Here is a 16,488-nt window from a genome sequence, read left to right on the forward strand (position 1 = left end):
ACGTCTGACAGGGTTTAACCCCGTCTTGACTCCAAGCCGATACGTCACTGCGCGTACCAGATTGCCGCCCCCTAGAGCGACGGCAGTTCTGGCTTTAGTAATAAAAAGGCTCATTGCTCACGCAGGATCCGCGAAACCTCGATACTCACCCGCGCCACTTCGAAGATTTCCTCGGAAGAAATCGGCGTAGCCGCACCAGACTCCACGGCAGCAAGGAATGCAGCCGCACACTCGCTTTGCCCCTTGTTCTGTTTCCACAGATTGAGTTTGTTGAAGCCGGGCCAGCCGAAGCCCTTCAACTTGCGGAAGTTATCCAGTTGCAGGACACGGCCCGCGGCAAAGACTTCCACACGCTCTTTTGGAAAACTCGATGCGCCATTGGCCAGGTAATGAATGGTACCGAAAGAACCGTCTTCAAACCCCAGAATGATCGCAGCCTTGTCTTCGGTGATTTCCACTGCGTCCGTATCGCCCATTCTACGGGCCTGGATCGAAACGATTTTACTGCCGGCTAGAAAGCGCATCAGATCGATGAAGTGGCAGGCCTCACCAATAATACGTCCGCCGCCAACCGCCGGATCCTGCGTCCAATGACTCGCGGGAATAGCGCCAGCATTCATCGTCATGACAAAGGACTTCGGCTCTTTTACCGCTGCAAGCAAGGCTTTCATCTTCTGCACTTGTGGCGAAAAACGTCGATTGAAGCCGACCATCAGATGAGGCCCTTTGCCTCCCGAATGGGCCTTGGTATAGGCAGTGTGCACATCTTCCAGTTCTGAATCGGTGATTGCCAGCGGTTTCTCGACGAAGACGTTTTTTCCTGCAGTCAACGCCTTACTCACAAAATGTGCATGACTATCATGACGAGTAACAATCGCTACCGTGTTTATCGTCGAGTCAGCCAGCACTCCATCCAGATCGGTGGAAGCAGCTGCGAAACCGGCTTTTGCTCCGTGAATGACGCCGTTCACCCCACCAGCGGTAACAATTGTATGGAACTGCGCTCCGGCATTTTTGAACGCGGGGATCAACACGCGCGAAGCGTAGTTTCCAGCACCAATGAACCCCATGACCGGACGCTGCGCGTTAAAGGAGATGGATGAGTCAAGTACAACGGTTCTGATACCTCGTTCAGCAACATCGGATGTATATTCCAGGCAAATCCCTAAACCTGATTTGTCTTCAATAAGCATGCTGTAAGCTTCGGCTGCGTCCTCAAACGCAAATCGTTGGCTGACGAGAGGTTTCACGTCCAACTGCCCTGCGGCAAGCATATCGAGGATAGCCTCGAAGTTACGTTGTTCAGTCCAACGAACAAAACCTATCGGGTAATCCTGACCTTTCTCTTCATACAGTGGGTCATAACGACCTGGGCCGTATGAACATGAAACCTGAAAACTTAACTCTTTTTCATAAAAGTCAGCGCGATTAAGCTCCAATCCGGTTACGCCAACCAATATGATGCGCCCACGCTTGCGAGCCATTCGAGCGGCATGAGTTACCGGATCACTGGTTTTTGTCGACGCCGTGATGATGACTCCGTCAACCCCGTTACCACGACTGAACGCCATTCCCGCAGCAACCGGGTCTTCACCTTTAGCCGGATTACAGGTGCTCGCTCCGAACTGACGTGCAAGAGCAAGTTTTGATTCGTCAAAATCAATAGCCAAGACTCTGCAGCCTTGTGCCCTCAACAACTGCACAGTCAGAAGACCGATTAAACCAGCCCCAATGACGACGAAAGCTTCTCCCAAAGAGGGCTCAGCGAGCCGAATACCTTGCAGACCGATACTCGCGACAACGGTAAACGAAGCTTCGATATCACTAACTTCATCGGGAATAAGAGCGCACAGATTCTTCGGCACCTTGACTACGTCGGAGTGAGGTCCGTTGGAGACGACTCTATCGCCGACTTTGAACCCCTCAACTCCTGCACCTACCTCATGCACGACACCTACGTTGCAATACCCTAAGGGCAAAGGTTGTGAAAGTTTGGATTGAACAGCCTCGAGCGTAGTGACAAGGCCATCAGTCTGAATTTTCTCCAATACCATCTTGACCTTTTCGGGCTGCTGGCGAGCTTTCTCCAAATAGGAAGCTTTGCCAAATCCAACCAAGCTGCGCTCGGTACCCGCCGAGATCAGCGATACGCGCGTGTTGATAACAAGGCTACCACGTGAAACCTGCGGTGAAGGGGCCTCAGCAATAGTGGTTCCGCCCTTCGCCATGTCCTGCAAAATCTGTTTCATAAAACCACCGTCAAGAATGATAAGTGTCGACAATGTACTTGAGGGACTTTACATGTTCGCTCGCAATAAACTCGAGTTTCTCGCGGGAAGTAGAGCCATGGTCATCATCGATAATCGTGATACTGGGCTGGTATTGAACCTTTAAACCGATTCTAAGGCATTGTTCAGCGACAAAATCCTCCTCACCAAACAAAAATTGGGGGTAGTCAACCGAGCCGCCCTGTAAAAAATACTGTTTCGTGAATAAAATAAATGACCCATGGGGAGAATAGAAGCTTTCACCCGCGGCCAGAGAACCAGCGGAGTTTTTAACTTTCAAATCCGAGAGCTTTCGATACAACCTAAACAGCCAGAGATGTTTGAAAATAAAAATATTTTTCAATAGGGAAAAGCGCGTTGGCCTGTATAAGGTCTTAGGATTCAAATCACCTCCTCGCCCCTTAGAAAGGATGGCAGGCGCTATAATTCCAACCTCATCAGAAACAATATCGATTTGAGCTTTTAGCGTCTCAAAAAAGTCTGCACGTACGGTTAAGTCGACATTTGAAATAGCAACGCAGTCGAAATCAAGCAAAGAACTTAACAACTCGACTCCCTTCTTGAACCCTGGAAAGTAACCCACATTATCTGACTTCAAATAGTGCGTTTTAAAGTTCATGGCAGAAACGCCCGCCAACACTTGCTCATTCCTTTCCTTTGTCGAATTATCAACAACAACAAAGGTAAAATCTACGTTTTCCGCACGAGAAAGCGATTCGCTTAGAGAGGTTGCGAGAGTCAAGAGATGATCATACGCATTATAACAAATACAAACTATCGCTATTCTCATGCCAGCCTGCTTAAATTAAATTTTCGGGTCAATTTTATCTGTGCACACCAATGAAAATATAGAGTCTATTGTGGAAAGTAACGATCCAGCAACAAATCCCTCTCAGCAAATGTCGGGTAGTTGATCAGCACAGCTTTATACACCCCCTTGAATACAAAAAGGCTGCCCGCTGCAGCGCCCACCACTCCAAATTTGTTAATCAAAACCCCTACATCATCGATTGAGCCAGCTCCGCCCAATATTGTCAGTGGCACATGAACCTTGTCGTAGACTTTTCCGGCAACATCCAGATTATAGCCTTTCATAACCCCATCATAATCGATGGAGTTAATTACGATTTCTCCAACCCCAAGCTCCTGTAATTCATCACACATATCCAGCAGGCATTTTCCAGTGTTCTTTTTTCCATTGTTGATCCAAATATCATATCGCCCACCCAAGAGCTTTTTCTTGACATCCAGAACGACAACAACACTTTGACTACCAATTTCCTCGGCAATTTCCCTTACTAGAGTAGGGTTTGCGATCGCTGCCGAACTAATAGCAATTTTCTCAACGCCCAGTCCAATGATCTTGCGTGCCTGCTCAGCCGTGGAAATCCCTCCACCATAGCAAAATGGCATGCGGCACTCCATCGCCATTCTCTTTATTAAAGCGTAGTCAGGCTCACGCCCTTCTGTTGTCGCATCAATATCTAGAACGATCAGTTCATCAACTTCTTTTTCATTGAAGATCTTCACTGCATTGAGAGGATCGCCAATATATTTTGAGTCTTTAAACTTTACAGTTTTGACAAGACCCTTATTACGAATAAGCAGGCACGGAATTATTCTAGGCCGTAGCATTTATGACAACTCCGAGAAATTTTTCAGCAAGTTAACACCAAAGTGATGGCTCTTTTCTGGATGAAACTGCACTCCAAACACCGAACCGGAATTAACCGCGCAAGTAAACTCCTCACCATACGTAGAGGACGCAAGTGCATGAGCTTGGTTAGCACATTCAAAATAGAAAGAATGCAAAAAATAATACTTCGGGGTTTCCGAGAAGTCCTTGAATAGCCCGCTTGCGTGCAATGGCACAACATCGTTCCACCCCATATGAGGTAGTTGCTTTACTTTCTCGACGTCAAATTTTTTGACAGTACCAGGCACCCAACCCAACCCAGGCAATTCGCCTTCATCACTGGAGTTAGCCAGCATTTGCATACCTACACAAATACCCAACACCGGAACTTTTTTGTCTACTACCAAATCATCCAATGCTTCGCGCATCCCCGAACGGTTAAGACTGATCATAGCGTGATCAAACGAACCAACGCCCGGCAGTATTATTTTACTAGCTCCGACAAGGTCCTGATAGGACGTTGCAACACAACATTCGATATTCAACCGTTTATAAAGATTAATAAACGATAGAATATTACCAATACCGTAATCAATGACAGTAATCATCTCTTAACTGCCCTTTCCATCCCCAACAAATGCATGACTTTAGCCCCAAGATCAAACAGATAGCGCTGGGACTTATAATCGCGATAGGATTTATTCGGCAACGCCATTAATGCCTTCAACTCGGAAACAGTCATATCCAGCTTGTTCGCGATATATTCAAAATCCTGATCCACTGTCGCCGGATCGTATGCTGGTTGGGCCAGGTTATTCAACGCCTCCTCCCGAGTCATCTGCCCGGTAAGAATAAGACTCGAATATTGAATCTTCCTGGTGTCGTAACCGAACTTGGTTGGCAACCAATAACCTTCATAGAACTTCGTAAATCTCGATTCGTCATGCTTGCGAGGATACGACTTCCAGCCATATTCCCTAGACAGCGTCTCGATCGCCTCGGAACGAATGTAAGGGACATAGTTCAAAGGCTTAATCACTTTGACACCTTTGAAGAAACGTAAATAAACCTTGTGAAACCAGATACTGCTCAGTGGATAATCCACCAACGGTCGCTCGCCGAATTTTTTATGAATATCTTTCAGCTGCCACATATCAGTGCCGTAGTACATCCACTCCAATGGATTTCTAACACACTCTGTTGAATAGTTTCCGCCATTCAGAATGTACTTGATCCCATGCTTGTTGGCGAAGTGATATAGGGTCGCGATGAAAGCATGGTCCTGAGGGATATCTAGATGTGGAACGGAGGCCTTGAAAAATGCTCTCTGAAAATCCTTCATTTCTTCCCAGTTGATAACCTCGGTGTACAGATCAAGGCCCAATTTCTCAACGATAACCTCAATGTTATGCACTGCTAACTGAGAGTTCCAGCCGCCATCTACGTGAAAAACTAGCGGACGCAAACCAAACTCTTTAACAGCAATGTGCAACAGATACGAACTGTCCAGCCCGCCGCTCATACCCATGATGCAATCGAATGGCTTCCCTTTGCTATCTGCTTTGATTTTCTCGAAGATATCGGTTATTTGTTGCCTTCCCTTAGGCCCCGTATCCCAATGAGGAAGCAAATCACGATAGTAACCGTTACAGTGATCACAAACCCCTTTGTCATCAAATACAATATTTTCGTCTGTCGTATCCATCACACAGTTAGTGCAAATCTGGTAAGCTCTTTTACTCATGATAACTCCGCGCACACTTGTCAATTTCGACATATCACATGTCCGAATCAAATTTCGAAACACAAAAAGACTTTGTCAAGTCAATTTCAGCCTCAAGCTTTTAGGTATTTTATTGCAATCAGGGTAAACAATATAAGCTCACCTAAAACAAAACTGACTGCTGTGCCATAAACTCCCCAGAGGCTTGTCATTATCACACAAGCAGAAACCGCTACAATGCCCGTCAATATCAAAGCCTTCGCGTAATACTTCTTCGAACTCAAATTGTTCAAGCCCGCTGTTCCCAGCATAAAATTGGAAACTCCAAAGAAGACTCCAATCGTCATAAACAAGAACAACCCGGCCATAAGCTGTTTGTTTGGATAGGTTTTCAAAAACTCCAAATATTCATTAAGCAGCAGCCATAGGATAATAATCCCCGAAAGAATCGTCGCGAGAGTAGCCAACTGTATCCAAGTCAACCTCATTACCTTGACAAAAGCGCTTGGACTCGGTGTTTTTTCGTCACGCAACGATTGAATCGCCTTGGTGAAAAAAAACTGATTGAGCGGCCTGATAAGCGCCTGGAAAGCCTTGATGAGTTTCTCGACCACGGAATAGCTTGCTATGGCGGCAGGGCTCACCGAAAAAAGACTCAACACCAGCAAATTGGAGTCCCTGAACAAAACAACGGCAATATTCCCGAAGAAAATTTCTTTGCCCTCAAGTAAACACTCCCAGAGGCGGGAGAATGACACACTGAGGTATTTCACACCCAGCACCGTTTTCAAATAGAACGATGAGGCAAGCCCACCTACCAGATAGCATCCACCTACTATCAACGGTAGGAAGTAGACTGGGTCTTCCGCTTTCAAAAAGAGAAACACAATCAAACAGCAGGCCACACGACTTATCAATGTAAAAACTGCGACCGGCAGATTGTTCTCTATCGACTGATAAAAATAGGTTGACTGAAAAATAAAACTCAATGGCACCAACATCCAGCACAGCAATGAAAAGAAAAACTGTTCCTGTAGAAAAAATCCGGACATTAACACTACGGTAGCGCAGACGATCCAAATCATGAGTCTTGAAAAAAGTATCTCACAATACACATCAGACGCTGCCGTAACTCCACCATGCGCATACGAAGTCACGACTCGAGAAACACCGTTGACTTCATAGCTGTAAAGCACGACAGCAAGAACAATGAGCGACACAGCTTCGGATACAACAAGATCTGCAAACTTAGCTGAGCCAAACAGGTGCAATACATAGGGAAAAATAAAGATAGGCAATACTGCGTTTGCGCCTTGAATACATGCTAGCGAGGCTATATTTGTTAGATCTTTACGCAACAATGTCATATCTCGATCAAAAGTAAGTTATTTACAATTTATTTTTGCTCATCAACTAAAGATCAGTCACCCGCTTGATCGCACATCAACTCTTAAACTTGAAAAAAAACAGCGAGCAGCACCCGCCAAGGCACTGCCCACACTGATTATTACAGCCTCTGTAGCAAACCACGACAGTATACTAATTCATTTACTCCATACACCGCGCGTATCAATTAACTTGATTGCACTCAAGCGGGCAGAAGGTACTTCCTTGAAGACTTTGTGATCAACCAACATTAATACAATAGTGGCTTCGCTCAACGCCTCTTCTACCGACTTGAAAGTCACAACGTCAACGAGCGTAGCTGGCAGCTCCGAGATATTGGGCTCTACTGCAAATACACGTCCAGGGTGCTCGTGAGCAATGCGTTTGGTGATCGCTACTGCTGGGCTTTCTCGCAAATCGTCAATATCAGGTTTAAAAGCGAGCCCGAAACACGCCACAGTGACTTCTCTTGCGGTCTTTTCTGGATTGGACTGCAGGTATTCCGCAACAGCCAGTTTGACCTTGTTGATTACCCATTCAGGCTTTGTATCATTCACTTCTCGGGCACAACGAATAATTCTAGCGTCTTCAGGGGTTTTACTTACAATGAACCAAGGGTCTACAGCAATACAGTGCCCACCGACACCCGGACCTGGCTGAAGAATATTTACCCTCGGATGGCGATTCGCCAATCGAATTAGTTCCCATACATCGATATTCAGCTTATCGCAAATCATCGAAAGCTCATTGGCAAACGCAATATTCACATCTCGAAAGCTATTTTCGGTAAGTTTACACATCTCGGCTGTTCGAGCGTTGGTGATTACACACTCCCCCTCTACAAACAACTGATAAAGTTTGGCCGCATGCTCCGAACATTTAGCGGTCATCCCACCAATGACACGGTCATTCTGTACCAGTTCTCGCAACACATGTCCTGGCAAGACGCGTTCGGGACAATGAGCAACGCGGATATCGGACGACTCTCCATGAGTCTGAGGGAAGGTAAGATCGGTGCGCATTTCAGCCAGCCAATCTGCCACTTGCTCTGTCGCGCCAACAGGAGAGGTGGATTCCAGGATCACCAAGTCTCCGGCCTTCAGTACTGGTGCTATGGCCTTGCACGCCGACTCAATATACGAAAGGTCGGGTTCGTGGTCGCCCTTGAACGGAGTTGGCACCGCAATCAGAAACGCATCAGCTGGCTCTGGGGTCTGGGTCGCACGCAGGTAACCCTCCGTAACCGCAGCATGAACCACAATATCCAGGTCCGGCTCAACAATATGAATCATCCCTTTGTTGATGGTATCAACTGCGAGCTTGTTCACATCCACCCCAATTACTTTGACTTTTCGCGATGCGAAAACGGCAGCAGTGGGTAAACCGATATAACCTAAACCGATAACTGAAATAGTCTTGAACACAATGCCCGCCCTTCAATTCCTGGGAGTTAAAATATCCCAATTCCGTGATATTAGTGTTTTACAGCACCGGAAAAATTAGCCAACACTTCAATTATACGCTGGCAAGCCTTACCATCTCCGTATGGATTATGGGCAAAACTCATGTTTTCGTAAGCGGCTGTATCTGAAAGCAACAACTCCAGATGCTGAGCAATTGTAAGCGCCTCAGTACCAACCAGTTTCACGGTGCCAGCCTCAACAGCTTCGGGACGCTCAGTTGTCTCTCGCATGACAAGTACTGGCTTTCCAAGCGATGGGGCCTCTTCCTGAATTCCACCAGAGTCTGTCAGAATGATAAAGGACCGATTCATCAAATAAACGAACGGTAAATAGTCTAGTGGCTCAATCAGGTGAATGTTATCAAGGCCTGACAACAACCTGTTGATTGGCTCTCTAACATTGGGATTCAGATGCACAGGATAAACAATTTCCACGTCAGGAAATGCTTTAGCCGTATCCAGCAGCGCATGGCAGATACGCTCAAATCCGCCCCCAAAGCTTTCTCGGCGATGCCCAGTCACTAGGACCACCTTTTTTCCACTTCGAATGAACGAAAACTGCTCTTCCAGACCAGCCCTCAAAGAACTGGACTCTTCAAGTTTTTTTACCACATCGAGCAAGGCGTCAATAACCGTATTACCAGTTACATATACGCTCTCTGGATTGACTCCTTCCTTGAGAAGATTATTCTCTGAATTCTCCGTCGGGGCAAAATGTAGTGCAGCCAATGCACCAGTCAGTTTGCGATTCCCTTCTTCCGGCCACGGAGAATAGAGATTTCCAGTTCTCAAACCAGCTTCAACATGAGCCACTGGAATTTGCTGGTAATAGGCGGCCAAAGCGGTTGCAAAGGTTGTAGCAGTATCACCGTGAACCAAAACAATATCGGGTTTGAAATCATCAAAAACGTTTTTCATACCCTGCAGAATCGCGGTTGTCACCGTATTCAAATCCTGCCCCGGTTGCATTATGTTCAAATCATATTCAGGTGTCAGGGCAAACAAGTCTAAGACTTGATCGAGCATCTGCCGGTGCTGCGCGGTGACGCAAACTTTCGACTCAAAACGTCCGTCCTCTGCAAGCGCTAGCGCGAGAGGAGCCATCTTTATTGCTTCTGGCCTAGTTCCAAACACAGAAAGTACTTTTAAAGACATTTTTTTACCAACGCTTATGAAAAATTTAAATTAGTTCATGCTAACGAGCTTAGTTTGCCGCTGATAATTTTTATAAAATCGACCGCACCAACACTTGAAGTATCTCAAACACGCTACCGCCCCAAGATTTGACGTCAGCTTCCTGAGGACGATGTGTACCGCTATGTCAAGCGTCACCAACATTCTAGATGTGAGTATCAACGCTTTGTCGAGCTTGCCACCCGTCCGCTTTTTAGGCAGATCTGCTGGCGAGTAACGAAATCGATGAAGAGCAGTGTGCGTTTTTTTACGTCATCCGTCAAAAAAATGACATCCAATTCAGAAAAAGTACTGCTGCAATTGCTCAGTTTATCATCGACGTTTGACGTTGATGTAAAAGCTTTTGCCGAGCGGTACTGAAGTTCGACGATGAGCGAATCACTGACTGGTAAAGGCCTACCACCAAAGCCAACTACTCTGCTAACACCCCGAGTCGAGCGTAAAGGGACCCAATTTGCATTGTCAGGCAGGTTGACAAATAGATAGCCTGGAAAAAGAGATTCGGTCAGCCGCTGGCGCTGCCCGCGCACCGATCTTTCACTGCGGCAGGTAGGTCGGGAGCATTGGTAACCTTGGCGAATCAAGTGCTCCTCTGCACGTTCATCCTGGCGAGGCTTGCATTGAATCAGATACCAGGTCCGTTCTCGAGGAGCGTTTGAGTCGCTCGTCGCACTATGAATGTTCATATCCATACACACATCACAAATGGTCGCCTCCATGGGGCAGCCTCACCCACACAAGGTCGATGAAAGCCAAGCACCTTATCTGGAGCCAAGCCCATTCTCGCTTATCATCACAAGGCTTTGAACTCCCATCTCGTCAACGGGCAAAAAATGATACCGGGGCAGGGACCATTCTCCGGTCGTAACCTTGCAGATCTCTCGACATTCTACTCATAACGGCCCGAACTACAAAAATCGACGATCGGTTATTCAGCGACTGCATCACCGAAACAGCAAATCTTGTGCTATCAGGTCAAAAGCACCGCAGGCTACATTTTTGTGCCAGACTCTCACTTATTGCTGTCTTTCATCACCAAACTCATTGACCCAAACCAAGCGCCGCCTGTGCGAGATTGTGCAAATACTGCCCATAGCCGGTTTTTTTCAACCGATCAGCCTGAAGGCTCAGATGTTCGGCGGTGATCCATCCATTATTAAACGCGATCTCTTCGAGACAGGCGACTTTTAACCCCTGGCGTTTTTCAATCGTATGTACGAAATGACTGGCTTCGAGTAGAGAATCATGGGTTCCCGTATCCAACCAAGCGAAACCGCGCCCCAGCATTTCGACGTTGAGAGCCCCCTGCTCCAGGTAAGCACGATTGATGTCAGTTATTTCCAACTCACCCCGCGCGGATGGTTTGATGTTCTTCGCTATCTCAACGACTTGGTTATCGTAAAAGTACAAACCAGTCACCGCATAATTGGATTTGGGCTTAAGAGGTTTTTCTTCGATACTCAAGGCTCGACCCGAAGCATCGAACTCGACCACGCCGAAACGCTCAGGATCGGATACGTGATAGCCGAAAACGGTGGCGCCATGTTCTTGAGCACTGGCCGAACGTAGATTGTCTGAAAAGTGCTGGCCGTAGAAGATGTTGTCACCCAGGATCAGACAGCAAGAATCCTGGCCAATAAATTCCTCACCGATGATGAAAGCCTGCGCCAGACCGTCTGGACTTGGCTGCTCAGCGTAAGTCAGCTTAATACCGTACAGACTGCCATCACCCAACAGCTTGCGAAAGCATGGCAAGTCTTCTGGAGTGGAGATGATCAGAATTTCACGCATACCTGCAAGCATCAGCACCGACAGCGGATAAAAAATCATCGGTTTGTCGTAGATAGGCAGCATCTGCTTGGACACGCCGAGGGTTAACGGGTGCAAACGCGTACCCGAACCACCAGCAAGAATGATGCCTTTGCGATTTGTCGTGTTGATCATTTTTTCAGAACTTCCATAAGCATTCGGATTACGCCACTTTGCCAATCCGGCAAGCGCAGAGAAAAATTTTCTTGCAACTTCCGAGTATTCAGACGTGAATTCAATGGCCGGCATGCGGGCGTTGGGTAGGCCGTCGTATTGATCGGATCGATATCCGTTACCGCTAGTTGTTCGCCATGGCTGCGGGCAAACTCGATTACATAACTAGCATAACCGTGCCAAGAAACTTCGCCGGTAGCCGCCAAGTGATACACACCACCCAACTCAGGATGCTCGGCGATTTTCTGAATCGCTAAAGCTGTTACGTCTGCAATCAGATCTGCCCCCGTAGGCGCACCAATCTGGTCTGCAATGACACTAAGGGTTTCGCGCTCTTTGGCCAGCCTCAACATGGTCTTGGCAAAGTTGTTGCCATGTGCACCGTAGACCCAACTGGTACGAAAGATCAGGTGCTTGCAGTTCGAAACCGCAATAGCCTGCTCGCCAGCAAGCTTACTCGCGCCGTAATGATTCACTGGCGCAACTAAGTCATCCTCTTGCCATGGCACTTGTCCACGCCCGCTGAACACATAGTCGGTGGAGTAGTGAATCAACCAGGCATCAAGGGACAACGCCTCTTCAGCCATGACCTGGCTTGCCAGCGCATTTACGCGAGTTGCAAGCTCAGGCTCTGATTCGGCTTTATCCACCGCAGTGTAAGCCGCAGCGTTGACAATAACATTGGGCTTGACCTGACGAATCGTTGCTCGTAGTGAGTCAAGATCAGACAAATCTCCACACAACCCATTGATACTTTGACGGTCAAGAGCTATGAGCTCCCCAAGGGGGGCAAGGGAGCGCTGCAGCTCCCAGCCGACCTGGCCATTCTTTCCGAGTAGAAGAATTCTCATGCCTGGCTCGAGCGCGCGCTGTAGTTCTTGTCGATCCACTGCTGGTAGCTGCCACTTTTTACGTGTGCGACCCACTCAACATTATTGAGGTACCACTCGACAGTTTTACGAATTCCGGTTTCGAAGGTTTCCTCAGGCACCCAGCCCAATTCACGCTGGATCTTACTCGCATCGATGGCATAACGCTGGTCATGGCCAGGGCGATCCTGAACATAGGTAATCAAGCTTGCGTGTGGACGATGCGCGGAGTCTGGACACAACTCGTCAAGAAGGGCGCAGAGAGTATGCACTACTTCGATGTTTTGCTTTTCATTATGGCCTCCGATGTTGTACGTCTCGCCGATCACGCCATCGGTCGCCACTTTGTACAGTGCCCGGGCGTGATCTTCGACGTAGAGCCAGTCGCGAATCTGATTGCCTTTACCGTATACCGGTAGCGGCTTGCCTTCCAAGGCATTGAGAATGATCAGTGGGATCAACTTCTCAGGAAAATGATATGGACCATAATTGTTCGAACAATTAGTGATCAATGTCGGCAAGCCGTAAGTACGGTTCCAGGCTCGAACCAAGTGATCGGAACTGGCTTTACTGGCTGAATACGGCGAGCTTGGCTGGTAAGGCGTAGTTTCAATGAAGAGATCTTCCGGGGCCTCAAGGTCCCCATAGACTTCGTCGGTAGAAATATGATGGAAGCGGAAATTGGCTTTGCACTCATCATCCAGCCCCCCCCAATAGTGGCGAGCAGCCTCCAGCAAATTATAAGTGCCAATGATGTTGGTCTGTATAAACTCGGAAGGCCCGGAGATCGAACGATCAACGTGGGACTCAGCCGCAAGATGCATGATCGTATCAGGCCGATGCTCACGTAGGACTCGATCCAGCTGATCCCTATCGCAAATATCCACATGCTCGAAAACATAGCGCTCACTCTGAGCAGCTTCTGCTACAGACTCAAGGTTACCAGCGTAAGTAAGCTTATCCAGATTCACTACAGAGTCAGCAGTATTGAAAATGATATGACGAATGACTGCGGAGCCAATAAACCCGGCGCCACCGGTAACTAGAATTTTCACGCGAAAACCATACCCTTGAGTGTGCTGACAAGGCTACATACTGAGCGCTGTCTAATCCATGAATGTAAAAACTATCGCATCAGCCGTAGCCTCTGACGAGTGATCCATCCGTACCAGTACCGAGACCCTTATGAAATCTACGATCTCTCAGACAGATGCAGCATTTTACAGTTTAAAGAAGGATTTACTAATGGATATAGATAAATGAGGCATAGAAATTCGGTATACACCCTCCCCTTGCAAGCTATCACACCAAGCGCTTGCGCTACCCTCTTGTGGTGCGATTGACGAACCAGCTGATCACAGGTCCAACCAGCATCCCTATCAACAACGCAACTACCATGACAAGCGATACAGGCAACTGCGGCCCGGCCCAGCCCAGGAACAGCAAGGAAACTGATTGCTGGTTCTCAAGCACAAAAGCCAAAACGGCCAACATCAGGAAAAGCACAGCAACCAAGAGAAATACACGCTTCAGGCTACGCATGAATTACTCCTTGAGCCGACGCCGACGCTATCAATTCTCCTCCTCCTCGTTCACCCGATCCCGGAGCTCTTTGCCCGGTTTGAAGTGGGGAACAAATTTACCGTCGAGGCTGACCGACTGGCCGGTCTTGGGATTACGTCCCACGCGCGGAGCACGATAGTGCAATGAGAAACTGCCAAAGCCACGGATTTCAATGCGATCGCCGGTAGCCAAGCACTGGGACATTTGCTCAAGCATAGTCTTGATGGCCAACTCGACATCTTTGGATGAGAGCAGCCCTTGATGGGTGACAATTCGTTCGATCAACTCCGACTTCGTCATATTTTTCCCTTCTTTTTCAAGCAGCTAGATCAGCGCTTCAAAGGTTTTAGCATGCTCGGAGGGTTTTGAACAGCCCATGCATTGACTTATCTGCTCGGCGCTTGAGATAGCCCGTACAGGCCTCAGCTGCGGCCCTTATCGAGGTCGTAAGTTCTGACCTTGCACTCATAACTGACTCAAGCATCAGCTACCGCTCTCGTTACTGGCTCAATTCCGCGCCGGAGACCGCAGAACCAGCACTTGGATCAGGAGAACTGAGTACGGACCAAATCCTGAATATAGTGGCTTGACTTTACATCAACACAAGCACTCCCTTCAGTTGACCGACTTACACCTGGAGCTACCGCCCCATGGGCATGATCAATGCTGAGCACCTTAGGAGAGGCATTCACCCTACCCAATAAATGTGCGCACCCATAATATCCAGTCGACCTAGCCATCCTATTGGAATGAGAAAAATTGCTGGCAGGCTAGCCGAATCAAATCACTCAAGGGACTGCCCTGAATCGACCCACTCATATCTATAGCTACCCCTCAGCCAAGCCGGTACTGCTCTGCTATAACAAGCGCACCAGCATTTGATACCACCAACCTCGGCATCTCGGAACGCTTGGGAATGTCAAACTGGCCACTGCGACGCCGGATTGCCTGACAAACCACTGCCACACCACCGACACGGGTAACAAATCCTATTACCGAAAACACAACAGCTTGATTGATCAGGTGAAAATCAAGCCACGCAAAGATATAGGAACGACGTTGATACAGAGGAGAGCAAGCCATCTTGGCTGTTGTTGAGCCCTCTCCCCTATGAACGTCACTATAGTAAATCCTCCACAACTCACATCATCGGCAGACAGCTCCACAATTACTGATATTGAATCAGCAACCTTCCCTACGCCCTGCCCCTACTCACCTAATACCGCATATTTATAAATTAACCGCTAACAACACAATCACAATTACTAGTGCTTAACAGTACTAATGCACAAAAACCGACAGACTAAACGCCTTGAAACCTTCAAGCTCCCACCCTGCCAATTCATACCTTTCGAAATGAAATCCGCAGCAATGCAATACCAAAACCTGCAATACTTCCCAAAATAAAACCCATCAATACAATCATCATTTTTTGAGGCTTAATTGGTTTAGCAGCGGGTTTTATAACACCATCCATTCGATACACTTCAACATCGCTAGGAGCGAACTCTGCCAAGGACATATAAAAACCATAACGAGCCTCAAGCTCTCTCAAGGAGCCTGTAAATGGATCCTGAGATGCCCGTGCCTCAAGGTTACTGATCTCAGCCCTTAGCGCCTTAGCACCTCGCATATACAGCTCCTGCCCTACTCCTTCTTTTTGCATTTCAAACAGAATCCCGCCCGTCATAACAGGTGAAACCTCAAGTCCTATCTTCTCTGCAACAGTAAGCGCTTCGCGTAACTGAGCAATGGAGTCCTCTCGCTTTTTCTCAGCACTTTCACGCAACACTGAAATTTGCTGCCTGATATCCTGAGCACGCACTTCAGCATCTCGAGTAATATTTCTTACTATTTCTAACCTGGCGGACTTAGCAGCTCCGACCACATACTCCCTCAACCAAAGCGCTACCTTGTCCGGATCAGTACCTTGAATAGCAACCTGATAACGGTCAGACCCACGACCGGACACTGCGACCGTCAACGCCTTAACGAAATCAGCATACAACGCATCTTCTGAACGATCCTGCTCCTCAGCACCTAATCCCGGCAAGTACACCTCGTTAAAAAATTTCTGCTGCCGAGACTCAGACTGTAAATTAATGAGGAATACAGAGTAAATGTCTTTTACAGAAAAAGCAGAAAGCCCCACCTCGTTAATTCGACCATAATTAAAATTCGAAATATCACTTTGAGTTGGCGGAACCACATAAACCTTTGACTCATATATTGGGCTAACAAGAAAGGCATAACACAAAGCGATCAGAGTTACGAAAATTGCAACACTGACAATCAACCACTTCTGCAACCAGAGAGCACAAAACAACACCCGCAGATCCACATCTTCAGACACCACAGGCGAACTAGAATTACTAGACATAACG

General features: G+C 47.6%; 15 protein-coding genes. All 15 read right to left on the bottom strand.

The genetic code is table 11. The annotated features are described in order from the left end of the window. Nucleotides 1-110: 110 nt before the first annotated feature. On the bottom strand, nucleotides 111-2,249 hold the full coding sequence (locus tag BTN82_RS20900; protein WP_075121004.1) for a bi-domain-containing oxidoreductase: 2,139 nt from the start codon (nucleotides 2,247-2,249) through the stop codon (nucleotides 111-113). A 10-nt stretch (nucleotides 2,250-2,259) separates the two neighbouring features. Then, a complete protein-coding gene (locus BTN82_RS20905; RefSeq protein WP_186828426.1) occupies nucleotides 2,260-3,030 on the bottom strand; it encodes a glycosyltransferase family 2 protein in 771 nt (256 codons plus the stop codon). Between the two features lie 113 nt (nucleotides 3,031-3,143). Beyond that, nucleotides 3,144-3,923, bottom strand: coding sequence for an AglZ/HisF2 family acetamidino modification protein (locus tag BTN82_RS20910; RefSeq protein ID WP_075121006.1), 780 nt, complete (start codon nucleotides 3,921-3,923; stop codon nucleotides 3,144-3,146). Then, entirely contained in the window at nucleotides 3,924-4,532 is a 609-nt protein-coding gene (gene hisH, locus BTN82_RS20915) for an imidazole glycerol phosphate synthase subunit HisH (protein ID WP_075121007.1), read from the bottom strand. It abuts the gene before it with no gap. After that, the gene (locus tag BTN82_RS20920; RefSeq protein WP_075121008.1) at nucleotides 4,529-5,668 is read right to left on the bottom strand and encodes an N-acetyl sugar amidotransferase; all 1,140 of its coding nucleotides are present in this window, start codon (nucleotides 5,666-5,668) and stop codon (nucleotides 4,529-4,531) included. Before BTN82_RS20920 ends, hisH begins: the two co-directional genes overlap by 4 nt. Before the next feature lie 92 nt (nucleotides 5,669-5,760). Then, nucleotides 5,761-7,014, bottom strand: a complete 1,254-nt coding sequence (locus tag BTN82_RS20925; protein ID WP_148169601.1) for a hypothetical protein — start codon at nucleotides 7,012-7,014, stop codon at nucleotides 5,761-5,763. 177 nt (nucleotides 7,015-7,191) lie between these two features. Next, nucleotides 7,192-8,460, bottom strand: a complete 1,269-nt coding sequence (wecC, locus tag BTN82_RS20930) for a UDP-N-acetyl-D-mannosamine dehydrogenase (RefSeq protein ID WP_075121010.1) — start codon at nucleotides 8,458-8,460, stop codon at nucleotides 7,192-7,194. A gap of 47 nt (nucleotides 8,461-8,507) precedes the next feature. After that, nucleotides 8,508-9,650: a non-hydrolyzing UDP-N-acetylglucosamine 2-epimerase gene (wecB, locus tag BTN82_RS20935; protein ID WP_075121011.1), complete on the bottom strand. Its 1,143-nt coding sequence runs from the start codon at nucleotides 9,648-9,650 to the stop codon at nucleotides 8,508-8,510. A 197-nt stretch (nucleotides 9,651-9,847) separates the two neighbouring features. Next, nucleotides 9,848-10,408, bottom strand: coding sequence for a transcriptional activator RfaH (locus tag BTN82_RS20940; RefSeq protein ID WP_410002836.1), 561 nt, complete (start codon nucleotides 10,406-10,408; stop codon nucleotides 9,848-9,850). Nucleotides 10,409-10,730: 322 nt separating this feature from the next. Beyond that, nucleotides 10,731-11,630, bottom strand: a complete 900-nt coding sequence (gene rfbA, locus BTN82_RS20945) for a glucose-1-phosphate thymidylyltransferase RfbA (protein WP_075121369.1) — start codon at nucleotides 11,628-11,630, stop codon at nucleotides 10,731-10,733. Next, on the bottom strand, nucleotides 11,630-12,523 hold the full coding sequence (rfbD, locus tag BTN82_RS20950; RefSeq protein WP_075121013.1) for a dTDP-4-dehydrorhamnose reductase: 894 nt from the start codon (nucleotides 12,521-12,523) through the stop codon (nucleotides 11,630-11,632). The genes rfbA and rfbD overlap by 1 nt, the downstream gene beginning before the upstream one ends. Further along, on the bottom strand, nucleotides 12,520-13,596 hold the full coding sequence (gene rfbB, locus BTN82_RS20955) for a dTDP-glucose 4,6-dehydratase (protein ID WP_075121014.1): 1,077 nt from the start codon (nucleotides 13,594-13,596) through the stop codon (nucleotides 12,520-12,522). Before rfbB ends, rfbD begins: the two co-directional genes overlap by 4 nt. 265 nt (nucleotides 13,597-13,861) lie before the next feature. After that, complete coding sequence (locus BTN82_RS20960) at nucleotides 13,862-14,083, bottom strand: lipopolysaccharide assembly protein LapA domain-containing protein (protein ID WP_075121015.1); 222 nt, start codon at nucleotides 14,081-14,083, stop codon at nucleotides 13,862-13,864. 30 nt (nucleotides 14,084-14,113) lie between these two features. After that, nucleotides 14,114-14,404 carry an integration host factor subunit beta gene (gene ihfB, locus BTN82_RS20965; RefSeq protein WP_075121016.1) on the bottom strand — a complete coding sequence of 97 codons (291 nt, stop codon included), beginning with the start codon at nucleotides 14,402-14,404 and terminating at the stop codon, nucleotides 14,114-14,116. 1,042 nt (nucleotides 14,405-15,446) lie between these two features. Further along, the gene (locus BTN82_RS20970; RefSeq protein ID WP_075121017.1) at nucleotides 15,447-16,484 is read right to left on the bottom strand and encodes an LPS O-antigen chain length determinant protein WzzB; all 1,038 of its coding nucleotides are present in this window, start codon (nucleotides 16,482-16,484) and stop codon (nucleotides 15,447-15,449) included. Between the last annotated feature and the right edge of the window lie 4 nt (nucleotides 16,485-16,488).

The organism is Pseudomonas chlororaphis (genome assembly GCF_001921865.1).
Taxonomy (GTDB): Bacteria; Pseudomonadota; Gammaproteobacteria; order Pseudomonadales; family Pseudomonadaceae; genus Aquipseudomonas; species Aquipseudomonas chlororaphis_D.

What these genes read in the sequence shown, in the direction of transcription:
- BTN82_RS20900 (WP_075121004.1), bottom strand. Translation starts at nt 2,249, where the DNA reads ATGAAACAGATTTTGCAGGACATGGCGAAGGGCGGAACCACTATTGCT.
- BTN82_RS20910 (WP_075121006.1), bottom strand. Translation starts at nt 3,923, where the DNA reads ATGCTACGGCCTAGAATAATTCCGTGCCTGCTTATTCGTAATAAGGGT.
- hisH (WP_075121007.1), bottom strand. Translation starts at nt 4,532, where the DNA reads ATGATTACTGTCATTGATTACGGTATTGGTAATATTCTATCGTTTATT.
- BTN82_RS20920 (WP_075121008.1), bottom strand. Translation starts at nt 5,668, where the DNA reads ATGAGTAAAAGAGCTTACCAGATTTGCACTAACTGTGTGATGGATACG.
- BTN82_RS20925 (WP_148169601.1), bottom strand. Translation starts at nt 7,014, where the DNA reads ATGACATTGTTGCGTAAAGATCTAACAAATATAGCCTCGCTAGCATGT.
- wecB (WP_075121011.1), bottom strand. Translation starts at nt 9,650, where the DNA reads ATGTCTTTAAAAGTACTTTCTGTGTTTGGAACTAGGCCAGAAGCAATA.
- BTN82_RS20940 (WP_410002836.1), bottom strand. Translation starts at nt 10,408, where the DNA reads ATGGAGGCGACCATTTGTGATGTGTGTATGGATATGAACATTCATAGT.
- rfbD (WP_075121013.1), bottom strand. Translation starts at nt 12,523, where the DNA reads ATGAGAATTCTTCTACTCGGAAAGAATGGCCAGGTCGGCTGGGAGCTG.
- BTN82_RS20960 (WP_075121015.1), bottom strand. Translation starts at nt 14,083, where the DNA reads ATGCGTAGCCTGAAGCGTGTATTTCTCTTGGTTGCTGTGCTTTTCCTG.
- ihfB (WP_075121016.1), bottom strand. Translation starts at nt 14,404, where the DNA reads ATGACGAAGTCGGAGTTGATCGAACGAATTGTCACCCATCAAGGGCTG.
- BTN82_RS20970 (WP_075121017.1), bottom strand. Translation starts at nt 16,484, where the DNA reads ATGTCTAGTAATTCTAGTTCGCCTGTGGTGTCTGAAGATGTGGATCTG.